Source organism: Klebsiella sp. 141203 (assembly GCF_032601985.1).
Classification (GTDB): domain Bacteria; phylum Pseudomonadota; class Gammaproteobacteria; order Enterobacterales; family Enterobacteriaceae; genus Klebsiella; species Klebsiella aerogenes.
Genome location: NZ_JAQIRL010000003.1, coordinates 133408 through 150091 on the forward strand (window position 1 = coordinate 133408; position 16684 = coordinate 150091).

19 protein-coding genes, 1 other RNA gene and 1 pseudogene are annotated in these 16684 nt (G+C 52.9%); 8 read left to right on the forward strand and 13 right to left on the reverse strand.

What is annotated here, in order from left to right:
• The first annotated feature begins 481 nt into the window (after positions 1–481).
• From garL to PGR29_RS13265, 5 genes and pseudogenes are all read left to right on the forward strand, one after another.
• Positions 482–1377 (forward strand): annotated as a pseudogene (gene garL, locus PGR29_RS13245) (2-dehydro-3-deoxyglucarate aldolase).
• Positions 1277–2167: a 2-hydroxy-3-oxopropionate reductase gene (gene garR / locus PGR29_RS13250; RefSeq protein ID WP_045394913.1), complete on the forward strand. Its 891-nt coding sequence runs from the start codon at positions 1277–1279 to the stop codon at positions 2165–2167. Before garL ends, garR begins: the two are co-directional and overlap by 101 nt.
• A 211-nt stretch (positions 2168–2378) precedes the next feature.
• An RNA gene (gene rnpB, locus PGR29_RS13255) (RNase P RNA component class A) lies at positions 2379–2759 on the forward strand.
• A gap of 357 nt (positions 2760–3116) precedes the next feature.
• Positions 3117–3977 carry a mechanosensitive ion channel domain-containing protein gene (locus tag PGR29_RS13260; protein WP_087859948.1) on the forward strand — a complete coding sequence of 287 codons (861 nt, stop codon included), beginning with the start codon at positions 3117–3119 and terminating at the stop codon, positions 3975–3977.
• A 149-nt stretch (positions 3978–4126) separates the two neighbouring features.
• A complete protein-coding gene (locus PGR29_RS13265) occupies positions 4127–4537 on the forward strand; it encodes a Spy/CpxP family protein refolding chaperone (protein WP_087859898.1) in 411 nt (136 codons plus the stop codon).
• 32 nt (positions 4538–4569) lie between these two features.
• Here the strand turns inward: PGR29_RS13265 and PGR29_RS13270 are convergent, their stop codons facing one another.
• Positions 4570–4731, reverse strand: coding sequence for a hypothetical protein (locus PGR29_RS13270; RefSeq protein WP_087859897.1), 162 nt, complete (start codon positions 4729–4731; stop codon positions 4570–4572).
• Between the two features lie 22 nt (positions 4732–4753).
• Positions 4754–5455 (reverse strand): pirin family protein, encoded by a 702-nt coding sequence (locus tag PGR29_RS13275; protein ID WP_087859896.1) that lies wholly within the window; start codon positions 5453–5455, stop codon positions 4754–4756.
• 104 nt (positions 5456–5559) lie between these two features.
• On the opposite strand from PGR29_RS13275, the gene PGR29_RS13280 reads away from it, so the two are divergent.
• Positions 5560–6456, forward strand: a complete 897-nt coding sequence (locus PGR29_RS13280; RefSeq protein ID WP_045377888.1) for a LysR family transcriptional regulator — start codon at positions 5560–5562, stop codon at positions 6454–6456.
• Between the two features lie 38 nt (positions 6457–6494).
• Here PGR29_RS13280 and PGR29_RS13285 read toward each other — a convergent pair whose 3' ends face one another.
• The 3 genes from PGR29_RS13285 to PGR29_RS13295 all read right to left on the reverse strand — a co-directional run bounded on the left by PGR29_RS13285 (position 6495) and on the right by PGR29_RS13295 (position 8442).
• Positions 6495–6863: a DUF805 domain-containing protein gene (locus tag PGR29_RS13285; RefSeq protein WP_087859895.1), complete on the reverse strand. Its 369-nt coding sequence runs from the start codon at positions 6861–6863 to the stop codon at positions 6495–6497.
• A gap of 125 nt (positions 6864–6988) precedes the next feature.
• Positions 6989–7975, reverse strand: coding sequence for a glutathione S-transferase family protein (locus PGR29_RS13290; RefSeq protein WP_087859894.1), 987 nt, complete (start codon positions 7973–7975; stop codon positions 6989–6991).
• Between the two features lie 74 nt (positions 7976–8049).
• Positions 8050–8442, reverse strand: coding sequence for a DoxX family protein (locus tag PGR29_RS13295; protein WP_015703571.1), 393 nt, complete (start codon positions 8440–8442; stop codon positions 8050–8052).
• A gap of 276 nt (positions 8443–8718) precedes the next feature.
• Between PGR29_RS13295 and PGR29_RS13300 the strand changes: the two genes are divergently transcribed.
• A complete protein-coding gene (locus tag PGR29_RS13300; protein ID WP_316424672.1) occupies positions 8719–9666 on the forward strand; it encodes an Rpn family recombination-promoting nuclease/putative transposase in 948 nt (315 codons plus the stop codon).
• An 8-nt stretch (positions 9667–9674) separates the two neighbouring features.
• Here PGR29_RS13300 and PGR29_RS13305 read toward each other — a convergent pair whose 3' ends face one another.
• The 8 genes from PGR29_RS13305 to exuT form a co-directional block, all read right to left on the reverse strand.
• Positions 9675–9971: a YqjK-like family protein gene (locus PGR29_RS13305; RefSeq protein WP_316424673.1), complete on the reverse strand. Its 297-nt coding sequence runs from the start codon at positions 9969–9971 to the stop codon at positions 9675–9677.
• Positions 9968–10366, reverse strand: coding sequence for a phage holin family protein (locus tag PGR29_RS13310; protein WP_316424674.1), 399 nt, complete (start codon positions 10364–10366; stop codon positions 9968–9970). Before PGR29_RS13310 ends, PGR29_RS13305 begins: the two co-directional genes overlap by 4 nt.
• Before the next feature lie 2 nt (positions 10367–10368).
• The gene (locus PGR29_RS13315) at positions 10369–10674 is read right to left on the reverse strand and encodes a DUF883 family protein (RefSeq protein ID WP_015369573.1); all 306 of its coding nucleotides are present in this window, start codon (positions 10672–10674) and stop codon (positions 10369–10371) included.
• A gap of 25 nt (positions 10675–10699) precedes the next feature.
• On the reverse strand, positions 10700–11068 hold the full coding sequence (locus PGR29_RS13320) for a DUF1090 domain-containing protein (protein WP_047044796.1): 369 nt from the start codon (positions 11066–11068) through the stop codon (positions 10700–10702).
• 148 nt (positions 11069–11216) lie between these two features.
• The gene (mzrA, locus tag PGR29_RS13325) at positions 11217–11594 is read right to left on the reverse strand and encodes an EnvZ/OmpR regulon moderator MzrA (protein ID WP_162750128.1); all 378 of its coding nucleotides are present in this window, start codon (positions 11592–11594) and stop codon (positions 11217–11219) included.
• Positions 11595–11602: 8 nt separating this feature from the next.
• Complete coding sequence (gene yqjA, locus PGR29_RS13330) at positions 11603–12265, reverse strand: DedA family general envelope maintenance protein YqjA (RefSeq protein ID WP_015369576.1); 663 nt, start codon at positions 12263–12265, stop codon at positions 11603–11605.
• Positions 12266–12591: 326 nt separating this feature from the next.
• A complete protein-coding gene (exuR, locus tag PGR29_RS13335; protein WP_015369577.1) occupies positions 12592–13368 on the reverse strand; it encodes a transcriptional regulator ExuR in 777 nt (258 codons plus the stop codon).
• Positions 13369–13496: 128 nt separating this feature from the next.
• Complete coding sequence (exuT, locus tag PGR29_RS13340) at positions 13497–14798, reverse strand: hexuronate transporter ExuT (protein WP_015703568.1); 1302 nt, start codon at positions 14796–14798, stop codon at positions 13497–13499.
• A gap of 468 nt (positions 14799–15266) precedes the next feature.
• Here exuT and uxaC point away from each other — a divergent pair, with 468 nt between their 5' ends.
• Positions 15267–16679 carry a glucuronate isomerase gene (gene uxaC, locus PGR29_RS13345; protein ID WP_316424675.1) on the forward strand — a complete coding sequence of 471 codons (1413 nt, stop codon included), beginning with the start codon at positions 15267–15269 and terminating at the stop codon, positions 16677–16679.
• Positions 16680–16684: the final 5 nt, after the last annotated feature.

Genomic DNA, 16684 nt, shown 5'->3' on the forward strand with positions numbered 1-16684 from the left:
TGCTAATAATAAAATAAAACGCTAATTAAATTTCTGCTTAGCAGAATGATGAAATAAAGAATGTCAGGAGTTATCGCGTTAGGATGTGATCTACGTCACTCCTTGCCGCGCCGGCCATGACACATAGATGAGTAATCCTGAGAACTGTGGATTAGCGCCCATGGCCTATGGCATTTGCATAACTAAAATGATTATTTAGGCATTTATATTGTGATTATGCATAGTGTCTGGTGGCGGAGGGCTGATTATACTGAGCCATGTTTTTGAGGAATCTGATATGTGAATAGATAGCTTAAAATAAATAGCTCGCTGAAAATAATAAAAGGTGTTCTGTGTCAGATGAATATTTAAATGATTCTGCATTGGGCCACAGAAAAGGAGTACCAGCCCGCTATTTAACTCTGCTAATTATATTGGTGATTGGCGAGATGAAACGTATAGAGCAACAGAAGTAAGCAACGATTAACCCAAGGTAAAAATCATGGATAACGCAATTTTCCCGAACAAGTTCAAAGCCGCGTTGGCGGCCCACCAGGTACAAATTGGCTGCTGGTGCGCCCTGGCGAATCCGATTAGCACCGAGGTATTAGGACTTGCTGGTTTCGACTGGCTGGTGCTTGACGCGGAGCATGCGCCGAATGATGTGACCACGCTTATCCCGCAACTGATGGCGTTGAAGGGCAGCCACAGCGCGCCGGTTGTGCGCGTGCCGACCAATGAACCGATTATCATCAAGCGCATGCTGGACATCGGTTTCTATAACTTCCTGGTGCCGTTTGTCGAAACCGCTGAACAGGCGGCGCAGGCGGTGGCATCAACCCGCTATCCGCCGGAAGGGATCCGCGGTGTTTCGGTTTCTCATCGCGGCAATATGTTCGGCACCGTGCCGGACTACTTCGCTCAGTCCAACAAGAATATCTCCATTCTGGTGCAGATTGAGAGCCAGACCGGGGTGGATAACGTTGATGCTATCGCTGCGACCGATGGCGTTGATGGCCTGTTCGTCGGTCCGAGCGATCTTGCCGCGGCGTTGGGCCATCTGGGTAACGCCGCCCATCCTGAGGTTCAGCGTGCTATCCAGCATATTTTCTCCAGCGCGAAGAAACACGGTAAGCCGAGCGGCATTCTTGCACCGGTAGAAGCCGATGCGCGTCGCTATCTGGAGTGGGGCGCGACCTTCGTCGCCGTCGGTAGCGATTTAGGCGTCTTCCGTTCAGCAACCCAGAAACTTGCTGATTCTTTTAAAAAATAATCACCAGGATTAAGAGAGAATATTATGACAATCAAAGTGGGTTTTATTGGCCTTGGCATCATGGGCAAGCCGATGAGCAAAAATTTGCTGAAGGCGGGTTATTCGCTGGTGGTATCCGACCGTAACCCTGAAGCTATTGCTGACGTGATTGCCGCGGGCGCAGAGACCGCGAGCACGGCGAAGGCCATTGCTGAGCAGTGCGATGTCATTATTACCATGCTGCCAAACTCTCCGCACGTGAAAGACGTTGCGCTGGGTGAAAACGGCATTATCGAAGGCGCGAAACCAGGCACCGTGGTGATCGATATGAGCTCCATCGCGCCGCTGGCGAGCCGCGAAATCAGTGAAGCGCTGAAGGCCAAAGGCATCGATATGCTGGACGCGCCGGTAAGCGGCGGCGAACCCAAAGCGATCGACGGCACCCTGTCGGTGATGGTTGGCGGTGACAAGGCGATTTTCGATAAATATTACGACCTGATGAAAGCGATGGCGGGATCCGTGGTGCATACCGGCGATATTGGCGCAGGCAACGTCACCAAGTTGGCCAACCAGGTGATTGTGGCGCTGAACATCGCGGCAATGTCGGAAGCGTTAACCCTGGCCACCAAAGCCGGTGTTAACCCGGACCTGGTGTATCAGGCGATTCGCGGCGGCCTGGCGGGCAGCACAGTACTCGACGCTAAAGCGCCGATGGTGATGGATCGCAACTTCAAGCCGGGCTTCCGCATCGATCTGCATATTAAAGATCTGGCCAATGCGCTGGATACTTCTCACGGCGTCGGCGCCCAGCTACCGCTGACGGCGGCGGTGATGGAGATGATGCAGGCGCTGCGGGCGGATGGCCTGGGCACCGCTGACCATAGCGCTCTGGCGTGTTACTACGAAAAACTGGCGAAAGTGGAAGTCACTCGCTAACAAGATGGGCGTGTTCCTGCGCCCTGTTATGCTTACTTTTAGCAGCGCCTTCAGGCTACATCACCACGAACATTTTCTTCGTCCCAGACTCTTATAAACAAAGCCTTTCTGCCGGCGAGGGAAGGGTAAAAGCCATGATTGCCGCGAGGCTGGCGAGCGGAATGCGCTGTGCGGGGTGACAAAGGCGCGCGAACCCTCTATACTTCGCGCCGAAGCTGACCAGACAGTCGCCGCTTCGTCGTCGTCCTCTTAGGGGGAGACGGGCGGAGGGGAGGAAAGTCCGGGCTCCATAGGGCAAGGTGCCAGGTAACGCCTGGGGGGTGTCACAGCCCACGACCAGTGCAACAGAGAGCAAACCGCCGATGGCCCGCGCAAGCGGGATCAGGTAAGGGTGAAAGGGTGCGGTAAGAGCGCACCGCGCGGCTGGTAACAGTCCGCGGCACGGTAAACTCCACCCGGAGCAAGGCCAAATAGGGGTTCATAAGGTACGGCCCGTACTGAACCCGGGTAGGCTGCTTGAGCCAGTGAGCGATTGCTGGCCTAGATGAATGACTGTCCACGACAGAACCCGGCTTATCGGTCAGTTTCACCTATTTAATGTAAAAACCCCGCTCCGGCGGGGTTTTTGCTATCCGGAGGGTGGAACAAAGATGAATGACTGTCCACGACGCTATACCAGAAAGAAAGCGGCTTATCGGTCAGTTTCACCTTTTTACTATCTGGAACTCAATCCCATTACGTTTTTTTGATTTCAGCCCATTACAAACCTGTATTACTGGATATCCACTTTTAAACAGCTTTCTGGCTGCATTGCAGGCCGCGCTCGTTGATACTGTCACGCTTTGAAAATGTATCTTCTATTCATTAATCTCAATCCCTCATTTGCAGCGGTCATCATTCAGCTTAATGGATAGCAGGTTTTAGGTATTATCCAGACAGGGCGGTGGACGTGAAAAATGTAGTGTTATTCCCCCAAATCAAAGCGGCGCTCGCCTGGCTTGTCGGCCATGGCGATACAATTATGCAGTTTGCGTGGAATATCGCGGCGGCGCTAATCATTTTGTTTGTTGGTAAGCTGATTTCGAAACTACTCGGCAAAACTCTCGAGAAAATTCTGCTGCGACGCAACGTAGATGCGACAATCGTCCACTTCTTCGCCGCGCTGGTGCGCTATATCACCATGGCTTTTGCGATTATCGCCGCGTTAGGCCGGGTAGGGATTGAAACCTCATCCATTATCGCCGTCCTTGGCGCGGCAGGTCTGGCCATTGGCCTGGCGCTGCAGGGCTCGCTGTCAAATTTTGCCGCAGGCGTATTGCTGGTGACGTTACGCCCCTTCCGCGCGGGTAACTTTGTGCAGGTGGGGGCGGTATCCGGTCTGGTACAATCGGTACATGTTTTTTCCACCACACTGCTGACTGTGGATAATAAAGAAGTCATTATCCCGAACGGTAAAATTATTGCCGATAGCATCGTTAACTATTCCCGCCATCCCTATCGCCGCATCGATCTCACGCTTGGGGTGGCATGTCATAGCCAAATATCACACGTTAAACAGGTGATCCAGACGCTTATCGATAATGAAAAGCGCATCGATCGTTCTCGCGGTACCACGGTTCGCCTGATCGAGTTGGCTCCTGGTTCGCTTAATTTTACCATTCGCGTATGGGTAAAAAATGCGGAGTATTGGGATACCTATTTTGATTTTCTGGAAAATATCAAAAATGCGCTCGATGAAAATAAAATCATGCTGGCTGCGCCGCGCATGGATATTAATTTAACGTCGCCGGATTTAGTGCGTATTCAATAAGCAAGAAGAATTTTATATTTCAGATAATTCATTTGGTGAATGTATTATCTGAATATTTACACTGGTGAACATGCTTTTTTACACATCGTCATTATTGTTCAGGGAATAATAGAGCGTCTTATCACTACGTACTTATTCAGGATAACAAGATGAACAAACTTTCTCGGATGGTATTAATGACGGCTGCAGCCGCGGGATTCTCCATGGCGGCACAGGCTGCTGAGGTTAACGCCGCTCCGGCGCCGGCTCAGGATCCTATCGTTCAGCATTTAAAATTGAGCCAGGATCAGGTCGCTAAAATTAAGAGCCTGCATCAGGAAATGGAAAAGAACGTCCAGCAGGTTTCGCAGAAAGATATTAAAGATGGCGTTTTATTTGACGTGATCGATTCCGGTAAGTGGAATGAGAAAGCGGTGAAAGATCAGCTGGCGGCCTTTGGCAAGGTTGAACAGCAGGTGCGCTATTATCGCGTGAAGTACTATTTCGGTGTAAATCAGGTTCTGACGCCGGAACAGCGTACTCAGGTGAAAAAAGATCTCTCTCAGGCATTGAGCGAGTAATAAAGTCGGCCCCGTTATGGGGCCGATTTTCATCAGGCGGCGTTATCTTCGTCCTGCAACCGCGTTTGCGCATCTTCCACGATGGCTTCCAGTTCACTCAGCATCTCTTCATAGCCAAAGCCGATTGGGCTCATGGTTTCCACAGCGACTGGCTGGTCTAACGGTTGCGCCTTTTTGCTCTTTTTCTTGCTCACTCACAAACTCCCGGCTTCCTTGTTACACCGGTAAATCTATCAGCAAAGCGCGCAGCGGCGTATCGGCGACGAGGGTAATGTTAGCTTCGTCACGAATAAAAGCGCCATCACCGCAGGTTAATGCCTGTTTCTCTTCCTTTTTTGCCACGGCATGTACCGTACCGTGAATCGACTGTAGATAGGCGCGCGGACCGTGCAGTTGAACGCTAATCTCTTCACCCTTCGCCAGCTGCAGATGATGGATCCATACCTGTTGGCGCAGCTGTACACTGTCACCGCTGCCATCCGGTGAAGCCAGTAACTGGATTGACGAGTCGCTAACCGCGAGTTTCTGCACCAGCGGATTTTCGCGTTCCGGGCAGGCGTCGAGCCACAGCTGCATGCGCGTCAACGACTGCTCTTTACTGAGATTATGCTCACTGTAGCTGACCCCCGGTTGGGTGGAGAGCAGCAAGGCTTCACCAGCCTTTGCCTGTACGTGGTTGCCGTCGCTATCGCGGTATTCCGCTTCACCTTCCAGAATCAGATTCAGGATATCGACCTTTGGATAGGTACGCGGCTGAAATGACGCGCCCGGCGCCAGCACTTCTTGATTGAGTACGCGCAGCGAGGCGTAACCCAGCAATTTAGGGTCGAAGTAGTGGCCAAAGGAAAAGGTGTAGCGGGCCTGCAGCCAGCCGAAGTCTGCTTGACCGCATTGTTTGGCTGTTCGGGTTGTAATCATTTTCTTGACCTCTCTTTACACTAAATCAATGGTAAAGGTATGGACGCTGTATTGTTAGCCAGATATTCTGCCCGGTATGTTCAAAATTCCTGAATGAGAGCGAAATGGCGAAAGAGAGAGCATTAACGCTGGAAGCGTTACGCGTAATGGATGCGATAGACCGACGCGGGAGCTTTGCCGCTGCGGCTGACGAGCTGGGGCGCGTGCCTTCGGCCCTAAGCTACACCATGCAAAAACTGGAAGAAGAACTGGATGTGGTGCTGTTTGACCGTTCTGGCCATCGCACAAAATTTACGAACGTTGGCCGCATGCTGCTGGAACGCGGGCGCGTGCTGCTGGAAGCGGCGGACAAGCTGACCACCGACGCCGAAGCGCTGTCGCGCGGCTGGGAAACTCACCTGACCATCGTGACCGAAGCCTTGGTTCCGACCACCGATCTGTTTCCGCTGATTGAAAAACTGGCGACTAAATCCAATACCCAGCTGTCGATTATTACCGAAGTGCTGGCCGGTGCCTGGGAACGGCTGGAGCAGGGGCGTGCTGATATCGTCGTCGCGCCGGATATGCATTTTCGTTCATCGTCAGAAATTAACTCGCGTAAGCTCTATTCGGTTTTAAGTGTTTATGTTGCCGCGCCGGATCACCCGATTCATCAGGAGCCAGAACCGCTTTCTGAGGTGACGCGGGTGAAATATCGCGGCGTCGCGGTGGCGGATACCGCGCGCGAGCGCCCGGTGCTGACGGTGCAACTGCTGGATAAACAGCCGCGTTTAACCGTCAGCACCATTGAAGATAAACGCCAGGCGCTGCTGGCGGGGCTAGGGGTTGCAACCATGCCTTACCCGTTGGTTGAGAAAGATATTGCCGAAGGGCGTTTGCGGGTCGTAAGCCCTGAATATACCAACGAAATCGATATCATTATGGCCTGGCGCCGTGACAGCATGGGCGAAGCCAAATCGTGGTGTCTACGGGAGATCCCGAAACTGTTTGCCGGCAGATAACGGTAAGATGCGCTCCTCCGCCGCGAGGAGCGCGTAAATCAGTAGGAGTAGGGTTTTGGATTTGGCCCAAAGCGATTGTCGCCGGGCGTGCCGTTCTGGCAATTGAAAATCAAAATCACCAGCCAGCCGATGACCGGGATCAGCAGCAGAAGTAGCCACCACGCCGAGCGGTCGGTGTCATGCAGGCGACGAAACTGCACCGCCCACCAGGGTAAAAAAACCAGCACGCCGTAAATGGTCGTCAGGATGCCTTCACCCCCAGCACGCTGCCAGCCGAGCATCTTATCAATGATGCTGAGCACTGCGGTGAGAATGATGTTGACCAGAATAAACATCCAGTACTCTTTGCGCCGGGCGCGACCGCCAAAGCCAATATAGTTTCGTAATACTTTTAGATACCAGTCCATTTTCTCACGCCTTAGTTAACCATTAATCACTTGTTTTTAAAGCGATCAAAATAATCATAGGCGTGAATATCAAACTGGTAAATATCCGTTATCTGAATAAAAGGCGCCTTTCGGCGCCTTATCGATCAGCGGGAAAAGCGATCCCGCCCGTGCGGTTCGTTGAGATCCTGCAGCGGACCCACGGAGATGATCCCCGTCGGGTTGATGGTTTTGTGGCTGCGATAATAGTGATTGCGGATATGCGGGAAATTCACCGTTTCCGCAATCCCCGGCATCTGGTAGATATCGCGCAGGAAACCGTACAGGTTGAGATAGTCGCTGATGCGGCGCTTATCGCATTTAAAGTGGGTGACATACACCGGGTCGAAACGAACCAGCGTTGTCCACAGGCGGATATCCGCTTCCGTTAACTGGTTTCCGGTCAGATAGCGGTGCTGACCGAGGATCTGCTCAAGGCGTTCGAGCGAGGTAAACAGCGCGTCTACGGCTTCGTCATAGGCCTGCTGGCTGGTGGCGAAACCGGCTTTATACACCCCGTTGTTAACGTTGTCGTAGATCCAGCTATTCAGATCGTCGATCTTTTCTCGCAACGCCGGCGGATAATAGTCGCCCGCCCGCGCGCCCAGGCCATCAAACGCGGTATTGAACATGCGGATAATTTCAGCCGACTCATTGCTGACGATGGTCTGTTGTTTTTTATCCCACAGCACCGGAACGGTCACCCGGCCGGTGTAATGCGGATCGGCCTGCAGATAAAGCTGATAGAGGAACTGATGATGATAGAGCTGGTCGCCGGTCGCATCGGGGAAATCGTCGGCGAAGGTCCAGCCGTTTTCCAGCATCAGGGGATTCACCACTGAGACGGAAATAAAGGGTTCTAATCCTTTTAACTTGCGCAGAATCAGGGTGCGATGCGCCCACGGGCAGGCCAGTGAAACGTACAGGTGATAGCGGTCTTTCTCTGCGGCGAAGCCACCTTCGCCCGCAGGGCCCGGCGCGCCATCGGCGGTGAGCCAGTTGCGGAAGGCTGAAACGGAACGCTTGAACCGTCCTCCGGTGGATTTGGTGTCATACCAGGTATCTTGCCAGACGCCGTCGACTAATTGTCCCATTACTTCCTCCTTCAGATAGCAAAAGCGAGGAGATAGCCCCTCGCTTTTTTAGATTTTTACTCAGTATAGTGCGCTTACCACTTTTTATTCAGCACGCGGTCGATGCTGAATGCGCCCGGACCTGTCACGGCCAGCAGCAGATAACCACCAGCGATGGTCAGGTTTTTCATGAACATCAGCGAGTTCACGCCTTCAGCAAAGTTGCTGTGGAACAGGAACGCGGTCAGCAGGGTGAAGCCTGCGGTGAACAGCGCGGTAGTGCGAGTCAGGAAACCGAACAGAATCGCCAGACCGCCGCCAAACTCAAGCAGAATAGTCAGCGGCAGCAGCGCTCCCGGAACACCCATTGCTTCCATATACTGCTGCGTACCTGCATACCCGGTGATTTTTCCCCAACCAGCGGTAATGAACAGAATCGGCATCAGAATACGCGCTACCAATACACCAACATCTTCTAATTTTTTCATTTCTTACTCCAGAAAACCCAAAGGGCGGCGATTTCGTTTTTTAGTGCAATCCTGCGTGGTTACGCGGGCTTGCTGTCGATGGAGAGGATATTAGCGAGCTTGTGAGGGGATTGTTAGCAAGGAAAACTGTAGTTCTTTTTCAAAGTTTCTGAGCAATTGGTGCGATCGGTGAAAATATTTTCCGAGGCGCCTCGCAGCGTGCGTGGCTATCGGTTGTGGTGGCGGGGATAAAAGAGGATATCTGTCGCCAACTTATTTTTGCATAGACAGGATGTCATGAAACAATTCAGCTCTACGCCTCACGATGCGTTGTTTAAAACATTTCTCACTCATCCGGAAACGGCGCGAGATTTTCTCCAGATCCATCTACCGGAATCGTTACGTATGCAATGCGATCTCAGTACCCTGCAGTTAGAGTCCGGCAGCTTTATTGAGGACGATATGCGTGCGTTGTACTCGGATGTGTTGTGGTCAATTAAAACGCAAAGCGGAAGCGGATATGTGTACGCGCTGATTGAACACCAAAGCACGCCAGACAAACATATGACCTTTAGACTAATGCGCTATGCATTTGCCATAATGGCTCGTCATCTGGATGCCGGTAATGAACATCTGCCATTGGTTATTCCGATGTTGTTTTATCATGGGCGGATTACACCTTATCCCTTTTCGATGTGCTGGCTGGATAGTTTTGCGCAACCCGCGTTAGCATGGGAGATATATGGGGATAATTTTCCGTTGATTGATGTGACATCCTTCACGGACGATGAAATCCAACAGCATCGGCGTATAGCAATTTTGGAGTTCCTGCAGAAAAATATTCGCCAGCGCGATCTGAATGACCTGGTAGATCAACTTGTAGCCTTGCTGCTGCCGGGTTATACCACCGAGCATCAATTTAACGTGTTGATGAACTACATTGCCCGTTCCGGCCATTTGACCAGCCCTGGCAGATTTTTTCGTCAACTGGCGCAGGGAATGCCTGAACATAAGGAGCAGCTGATGACATTAGCAGAATGGTTTGAAGAGCGTGGGCGCACAAAGGGAAGAAAACAGGGTCGTGAAGAGGGGCGTGAAGAAGGTAGAGAAGAAGGTAGAGAAGAAGGCGAACGTCAGGCGACGCGTAAAATAGCTCTTGCGATGCTTCGTAACGGCGTTGATAGCGCGCTGGTCAGTAAAACCACCGGTTTAAGCGAACAAGAGCTCAGCGCGCTGGCGCACTGAGCGAGCAATTAACGCGATGCGGACTGGCGCAGAATCCCTTTGACCATCCGCCAGGTGCTCCAGATGCCGAGGCCGCGTTTGCCCCAACGGATTAAAAAGCGCGGATGGCGTACTGACCAGATAGCCATTACCCCGCTGCCGACCATCGCCCATGAACGCAGATGTTTCAGCGTTTGCCAGCCGCGAGCGATAGGCGAGGTGGCTTCCAGCCAGTGACGATGGCTGGCGGCCAAATCCAGCCGCTGTTGCTGGATTTGGCGCAGCAGCAGCGCTTTTCGCTGGTCGCGTTCCTGTTGGCCGCTCATCGAGGATCGTCCTCAAGCAGCGCGCGATCGTTCGCCAGCTCATCGCGGGTGTGACGTAAAAATGTTGAGCGGCGAGCTTTCCTGAGGGTCCAAATTCCCCCTATCAATGAGGCGAGCAACAGGACGCTGGTGGTCGCGATCATCACATGCAGGCGGTACTGCGGATCGACAGCCCAGATGATCAGCACCAGCAGGCTCATCAGCCCAAAAGCGGCGAATAACAGCGTTAGCCCGAGCATCAGCAACAGCTGGAAGAGGTTCGCTTTCTCCTCTTCCAGCTCCACGACGACCAGGCGCAAGCGCGTTTCCACCATTTCGACCAGCAGCGTGATAATCCGCTGGCCGATGCCGAATACGCTCTGTCCCGGGCCCTGCGTGTGTTGAGAGTTTGCCATAATTAACGGCGCGACAGCAGTACGCCGACAACCAGTCCCACGGCTGCGCCAATACCCACGCCGGTCCATGGATTTTCGCGGACGTACTCATCGGCGCGAGCGGCGGTTTCACGCGTCTGCTTGACGATGGCATCGCTGGTGTCGCTGAGACGCACACGGCTGTCTTTCAGTACGCTTTCCGCTTTGCTACGCAGTTTGCCGAGTTCTTCTTTCGATTTATCGGTGGAGGAGTTCAGTACTTCTTCCAGCGTGTCAGCCAGATTTTTCAGCTCAGCGCGTAGATCTTCTGCAACGTTATCTTTAGCCATCTTGTTCTCCTGTAGCGTTTACCAATTAATAATCGCGTGACTCAAGCGCTTTCAGTTCCTGCTGCGCTTCATCCAGTTTGCGTTCCCGTTTGCTAATTTTGTCTGCATCGCCTTTCTGCTTCGCCTCGCTCAGATCGCGCTGACGTTCGGCAACTTCGGCCTTCTGTTTAGCGATTTTCTGCTGATGTTCAGCCCTGACTTTGCTGTCGCTGCAGTTAGCGCGAACTTCCTGCAGCGCTTTGTTCAGGCCGTCTATGCGATGCTGATTATGGTGTTTTTCGGCATAGCTGATCTCCCGTTGGATGCTTTGTTCTTTTTCCTGACAAGGAGAGGCTGCGAAGGCGCTGGCGCTAAGTGAGGTCAGAGCCAGTAATAGTGCGATGCGGTAATTCATGGATTCTACCTTCCATTGTGTGAGGGGATATCGGTGATATACCCAATCCAGTCAACATTACAAGCCAGGCGGTTCCCGCAGTGTTAATAATAGACACGAAAGCGAGACTTCACCAAACCGTGCGAAAAGATTCGGAATTTTTGACGCGTTATCCCAAACGGCGCGGAGCATCGCGCAGGCGGGATAACCAGGCGGTGGCCGAATTTTCTTCATCCACCAGAGCAATAATATAACCGTGAGGCAGAGCTCGGCCCAATACTTCTTTTGCCGCGGCGCCCTGAGCATTGGAGTCGAATTTGATCAGCAGGCCGTCTTTTTGCGGCGTGATGCTCTTAAAACGGATGCCGTTGGCGTCAAGATGATGCCAGACGGAAAAACCGTCCGGCATAGCGACGCCCTGGCTGACGGGACGGATGGCCAGGGTGGACTCATGCTGACTGACGGTCAACCACAGCCAGACGATGGCGCAAAGCAGCAGTGAGCCGCCCAGCAGCCACCGCAGCTGGCGCCAGGAAGGACGTTTGATGACCATGCTCAGCTCCGACTGCTGTGTTTTTTCTTCCACAGTACAACCAGGGAGCCGATCAGACCAAAGACCAGCAGCGCAACCGGTAGCAGCATCAGACATGACATCAGCTGATCTTCATACTTCAGGAACACCGGTGTTTTACCCAGCAGATAGCCGAGAGAGGTAAGAATCAGCACCCACAGCAGGCCGCTCATCCAGTTAAAGAACTGAAAACGCGCATTATTCAGACCGGAGATACCGGCAATGGTTGGCAGAAGCGTACGCACGAAGGCGATAAAGCGGCCAATCAGCAGCGCCGACAACCCGTGTTTGTGGAACAGGTGATGCGCTCGCTGGTGATAATGCGAGGGTAAATGCGAGAGCCAGTTTTGCACGATCCGCGTATTGCCCAGCCAGCGTCCCTGAATGTAGCTCACCCAGCAGCCGAGGCTTGCCGCCGCCGTCAGAAGCAGTAAGGTTTCCGGGAAGCCCATCGCCCCTTTGGCGATCAAAACGCCGACCAGCACCAGCAGGCTATCGCCCGGTAAAAACGCCGCCGGCAGCAAACCGTTCTCAAGGAACAAAATCATAAATAAGACAAAATAGAGCATGCCAATCATGGAGGGATTAGCGAGCGTTTCGTAATCCTGGGCCCATAAGGCATTCAGTAATTGGGTTAGTAGTTCCATTCACGATTCCTGGTACATCGGTTAACGGTACGTCTTATACATAGCGACTAGATTATTTTTAGAGTATGGCCGCTGTTGAGACGTTCTGATCGGATCCTTGATTAAACAGTAAGTAAACACTTACCTACAGAACGGCAAAATGCATCCAATTGTAACAAACTAGCTGACTTTCCGTCAGAGAAATTGCAGTTTGTTGCTGATTGATTTTGCGGGTTGCGTGGACGAGTAGCGAGAGGATTTACACAGGCTGACACTATATATGCTTTGCTTACCCTGTCGGGTTTGCGGGCAGAAAAAGAGGTTCTGCCCGTGGAGGGGATAATACGTTATTTTGCTCCGTTCGCCGCGGTATCGAGATGAACCACCGGATTTTCGGCAAACAGATAGCGATCGGCATTGAATTCAAAGTCATCGCTGGTTTCGTTAAACAGCATCAGCTTGGTATTCTCCAGATGTTGCCACATCGCCAGCTTCGCCGCATGAGGGTCTTTACGAATTAGCGCTTTGAGGATTTGGTCATGATCGTCGCACCAGTTATCGACGGTGCGCAGATCGATGTGATCGTGTAGTTTTTTCCAGTATGGGTTATGCACACGCTGGGTCCACATCTTCTCAACGATGGCGGCAAGGGCGGTATTCTGGGTGGCCAGCGCGACCTGGACATGGAACTGCAGGTCCCATTCGGAATCACGGAAACACTTCTCGTTGCGGGCTTTCTCCTGAATTTCCATTAGCTTCATGATGTCCTGTTTGGTCACCTGAGTCGCGGCGAATTCAGCGATATTGCTCTCAATTAACTGACGGGCCTGGAGTAATTCAAATGGGCCATAGTTGGCGAATTCCAGCGATTCATCCACCACCTGTTGGTATTTCGGGTGGTTGGAAATAACGTGGATGCCGGAGCCTTTGCGGACTTCAACATAGCCTTCGACTTCCAGCATGATGATGGCTTCGCGAACCACGGTGCGGCTGACGCTTTTTTCATCGGCGATGAAGCGCTCTGCGGGCAGCTTATCCCCTACAAGGTAGACGCCTTGTTCGATACGCGTCTTTAGCTCAGCGGCAAGCTGCTGATAGAGACGGCGCGGTTCACTGATTTCCATATTCGCTCCCGGAAGATGGCGACAATATTCGATTTGTTATACCACTTTTACGCGCTTTCCACCACTGGAAGGCATAAAAAAAGCCGCCTCAAAAAGGCGGCTTAGTCAGTGCACAATCATCTCGCGGTCTAGCTTTGCGTCACCGGTTTACTGGTATTGAGCGGCGTCGAGTCATCGTCGGCCGATTTGTTTTTCAGTACCGTCCAGATAACCAGCGCGCCGAGTAAGTCGAAGACCGCCAGCACCGCAAACAGCGGGCTGAAGCCGATGGTATCCGCCAGCGCGCCGACGACCAGCGCGAATAGGGTGCTGGCCAGCCATGCGGCCATCCCGGTCAGGCCGTTGGCGGTCGCCACTTCGTTACGACCAAAGACGTCGGAAGAGAGGGTGATCAGCGCACCGGACAAGGCCTGATGAGCAAAACCGCCGACGCACAGCAGCGCAATCGCCACATACGGGCTGGTGAACAGGCCAATCATGCCAGGACCAATCATCAGCAGGGCGCCCATCGTTACGACCATTTTACGTGAGACGATAAGATTCACGCCAAACCAGCGCTGGAACAGCGGAGGCAAATAGCCGCCGACGATGCAGCCGAGGTCGGCGAACAGCATCGGCATCCAGGCGAACATGGCGATCTCTTTCAGGTTAAAGCCGTAAACCTTAAACATGAACAGCGGGATCCAGGCGTTGAAGGTACCCCAGGCCGGTTCTGCGAGGAAGCGCGGCAGCGCAATACCCCAGAACTGACGGTTACGCAGGATCTGCCACGGCGACATTTTCTTCGCGTTATTGGTCTGATGCTGAGATTCCTGGCCGCCGATGATGTAGTCACGTTCTTCATCGGTGAGTTTTTTCTGATCGCGCGGGTGTTTGTAGAAAATCAGCCAGGCCATCGCCCAGGCGAAGCTCAGAACCCCGGAAATAATAAATGCCATCTGCCAGCTATGCATGACAATCGCCCATACCACCAGCGGCGGAGCAATCATCGCGCCGATGGAAGAGCCGACGTTGAAGTAGCCGACAGCGATGGAACGCTCTTTCGCCGGGAACCATTCGGAGCTGGCTTTCAGACCGGCTGGGATCATCGCCGCTTCCGCTGCGCCGACCGCGCCGCGGGCCAGCGCCAGGCCGCCCCAGCTCCCTGCCAGCGCCGTTGAACCGCAGAATACCGCCCAGGCGATAGCAAAGAAGGCGTAGCCAATTTTGGTGCCAAGCACATCCAGCACATAGCCGGCAACCGGCTGCATAACGGTATATGCAGCGGAGTAGGCGGCGATGATATAAGAATATTGTTGGGTTGAAATGTGCAACTCTTCCATCAGCGTCGGCGCAGCCGCCGCTACGGTGTTACGAGTCAGGTAACCCAGCACGGTGCCCAGCGTCACCAGTGCGATCATATACCAACGTAACCCTTTAATTTTACGCATGTAAAACCTCATCGTTGTTGTCTCTCCGCAGCGTCTGCGGCCATCTTTCCCCTCGTTAAGAGGAGCAGGATGGGGAAACGGAGGGTTCAGGACGTGAACTGAACCTTGCCATCAGTGGTTAAAGTGAAACCGGCATCCCTACCGTTTAAGCCGATGTCATTCACACCGGTAATACATTCCGTCGGTTTATATGTTGCGACGGCAGAAAGATAACTTGTCATACAACTTTAAAAGTTGAGTACTGTCACAAAAGTGGGAAAGTTTGTAGGGACATTATTCGCGGCAATCAAAGCCAGTTCTGGCGCGGCTTGCAGCGATGTTTACTCCTTTGGTGGTGCTTTTTTTGTCGACGTTTATTGATCTAACTCACGAAAAATACTTCGGACTGTAGAAATTGGTGTGATAACTTTGTCAGCATTAGAGTCAATCATCTGATGGGCTCCTTGATGGGGCGAAGAGGACACGACAATGACACCGTTTATGACCGAAGATTTTCTGCTTGATACCGAGTTTGCCCGCCGTCTTTACCACGATTACGCCAAAGATCAGCCGATTTTCGACTACCACTGCCACCTTCCGCCGCAGCAGGTTGCCGAAAATTACCGTTTTAAAAATCTGTATGACATCTGGCTGAAAGGCGACCATTATAAATGGCGCGCGATGCGTACCAACGGCGTGGCGGAGCGCCTGTGTACCGGCGATGCTTCCGATCGCGAGAAATTTGACGCCTGGGCGGCGACCGTTCCTCATACCATCGGTAACCCGCTATACCACTGGACGCATTTAGAGCTGCGCCGTCCTTTTGGTATTACAGGTAAGTTACTGTCGCCAGCCACGGCGGATGAAATCTGGGATCGGTGTAATGAGTTACTGGCTCAGGAGTCGTTTTCTGCCCGTGGAATCATGAAGCAGATGAATGTGAAGATGGTGGGGACGACCGACGATCCGATTGATTCGCTGGAGCATCACGCGGCGGTCGCCAAAGATAGCACCTTTGATATCAAGGTACTGCCGAGCTGGCGCCCGGATAAAGCGTTCAATATCGAGCAGGCCACTTTTAACGATTACATGAACAAGCTTGGCGAAGTCTCCGATACCGAGATTCGCCGTTTTGCCGATCTGCAAAGCGCGCTGACTAAGCGTCTGGATCACTTTGCCGCTCACGGCTGTAAAGTTTCCGACCACGCGCTGGACGTTGTGCTGTTCGCTGAAGCCACTGATAGCGAACTGGATAGCATTCTGGCGCGTCGTCTGGCGGGCGAAACGCTCAGCGACCATGAAGTCGCGCAGTTCAAAACGGCGGTGCTGGTGTTCCTCGGTGCGGAATACGCGCGCCGCGGCTGGGTACAGCAGTACCACATCGGCGCGCTGCGTAACAACAACCTGCGTCAGTTCAAACTGTTAGGGCCGGATGTGGGGTTCGACTCCATCAACGATCGTCCGATGGCTGAAGAGCTATCAAAGCTGCTGAGCAAGCAGAACGAAGAAAACCTGCTGCCGAAAACCATTCTGTACTGCCTGAACCCACGCGATAACGAAGTGCTGGGCACCATGGTCGGTAACTTCCAGGGCGAAGGCATGCCGGGCAAGATGCAGTTCGGTTCCGGCTGGTGGTTCAACGATCAGAAAGACGGCATGGAACGTCAGATGACCCAGCTGGCGCAGCTTGGTCTGCTGAGCCGCTTTGTCGGTATGCTGACCGACAGCCGCAGCTTCCTCTCCTACACCCGCCACGAATACTTCCGCCGTATTTTGTGCCAGATGATCGGCCGCTGGGTGGCTGCTGGCGAAGCGCCTGCGGATATCGCGCTGCTGGGCGAGATGGTGAAAAACATCTGCTTTAACAATGCGCGTGATTACTTCGCCATTGAATTGAACTAAGGCCT